The sequence below is a fragment of the Streptomyces dysideae genome, assembly GCF_001514305.1.
Lineage (GTDB): Bacteria > Actinomycetota > Actinomycetes > Streptomycetales > Streptomycetaceae > Streptomyces > Streptomyces dysideae.
Genome location: NZ_KQ949075.1, coordinates 38,081 through 40,228, shown reverse-complemented (window position 1 = coordinate 40,228; position 2,148 = coordinate 38,081). Strand labels below are relative to the sequence as shown.

Genomic DNA, 2,148 nt, shown 5'->3' with positions numbered 1-2,148 from the left:
TCCCCGGCCAGTTCGGCCGCACCCTCCGTCTCAAGACCACGCCGCCCCACAAGCAGCAGATGCTTCGCGCCATGCTCCTCGGCGAAGTGCCGGGCGACCAGTCGGCCCAGCGTGCCCAGACCACCCGTGACCAGCACCGTCCCCTCCGGGTCGAGTCCGCCGAAGGCGTCCTTGGCGGCCCGCGGTTCGCGGGTGAGGCGAGGTGCGGTGGCCTCGCCGGCGCGCAGCGCGAGCTGCGGTTCGCCGGAGGCGAGTGCGGCCGGCAGCCGGTCGGCGGACCGTTCGTCCAGGTCGACCAGGACGATCCGGCCCGGGTTCTCGGACTGCGCGGTGCGCACCAGCCCCCAGACCGCGCTGCCCGCCGGATCGGTCACGTCACGGACCGCGCCCCGGGTGACGACGGCCAGCCGGGAACCGTCGAACCGCGGCTCGGCCAGCCAGGCCTGGAGCACGCCGAGCGTCCGGGCCGCCACCTCGTGGGCACGGGCGACACCGTCCTCGCCGGTGGCCGACAGGTCGAGCAGGACCCAGTCGGGCGCGTCCTCGGCGAGCGCGCGTACGGCGGACTCGTCGGCGGCTTCGACCGGGGCCGGCCGGTCCGGCGCGGCGGGCTCGGGCAGGGCCACCGGGGTCCAGGTGAGGCGGTACAGGTTGTCGTGGGCCGGGCCTTCCGCCGTGCCGAGCTGCTGGGCGGAGACCTCACGCATGGTGAGGGTGCCGATGCCGGCGACGGGGGCCCCGGTGTGGTCGGCGAGGTCCAGTGTGATGCCGTCGGCGCCGGTACGGGCCGCGCGGACGCGCAGCGCGGTGGCGCCTGAGGCGTAGAGGGAGACCTCGTTCCAGGCGAACGGCAGCCGTGTCGTCCCCGGGGCGGTGCCGCCCGCCGAGGGAAGCAGCCCGGTCGTCTGGAGGGCGGCGTCGAGGAGCGCGGGGTGGATGCCGAAGCCCTCGGGTGTCTGTCCCTCGGGCAGGACGACCTCCGCGTACACCTCCTCGCCCTTGGCCCACACGGCCCGTACGCCCTGGAAGGCGGGCCCGTAGGCGTATCCGGCGTCGAGCTGACGGTCGTAGAAGCCGTCGAGGTCGACCTGTTCGGCCTGTGCGGGCGGCCAGACGCCCAGGTCGAAGCCGGCGTCCGGGTCCTGCTCGGTGAGGAAGCCGGTGACGTGCCGGGTCCACGGGGTGTCGGCATCGGCGTCCTGCGGGGCCGAGTGGACCGTGACCGGGCGCCGACCCAGTTCGTCGACGGCCGCCACCGACACCTGGATGCGTACTCCGCCCGTCTCGGGCAGCACCAGCGGCGCCTCGATGACCAGCTCGTCGACCGCGCTCGCGCCCGCCTCGTCACCGGCCCGCACGGCCAGCTCGACCAGTGCGGCGCCCGGTACGACGACCGTCCCGGCCACCGCGTGATCGGCCAGCCACGGCTGCGTACGCACCGACAGCACGCCCGTCGCCAGCACCCCGCCCGACTCCGGCAGCCGGGTGACCGCCCCGAGCAGCGGGTGGTCGGCGCCGCTCAGCCCGAGCGACGAGGCGTCACCCGCGCCGCCCCAGACCTGCGGCCAGTACCACTCACGCTGGAAGGCATACGTCGGCAGGTCCACGCGGCGGACGCCGGTGCCCGCGAAGAGCGGGGCCCAGTCGACCGCGCGGCCGACGGTGTGCAGCCTGCCGAGCGCGGTGAGCGCGGCCTCGGCCTCACCCCGGCCACGGCGCAGCAGGGTGGCGAGGTGGACATCGGCGCCGTCGAGGATCTCCTGTGCGAGGGCGGTGAGGACTCCGTCCGGCCCGGCCTCCAGGAACACGGTGACACCCTGCTCGTGCAGCGCGGCCACCCCGTCGGCGAAACGGACGGCGCCGCGGACGTGGCGTACCCAGTAGTCGGGCGAGGTGAGTTCCTCCTGGGTGGCCACCTTCCCGGTGACGTTGGAGACCACGGGGATGCGCGGCGCCTGGTAGGTGAGCCCGGCGGCGATCTCCCGGAACTCCGCCAGCATCGGGTCCATCAGCACCGAGTGGAACGCGTGACTGACCGTCAACTTCTTCGTCTTACGGCCCAGTTCCGCGAAGTGCGCCTCCACCGCCTCGGCCTCGGCCTCGACGCCCGAAATCACCACGGACATCGGCCCGTTGATCGCCGCGATA

General features: G+C 74.4%; 1 protein-coding gene. It reads right to left on the bottom strand.

Features of this window, described 5'->3' with window-relative positions; genetic code table 11:
- A partial coding sequence (locus AQJ91_RS00150; protein WP_234381766.1) for a polyketide synthase dehydratase domain-containing protein occupies positions 1-2,126 on the bottom strand: 2,126 nt, incomplete at its 3' end.
- Between the last annotated feature and the right edge of the window lie 22 nt (positions 2,127-2,148).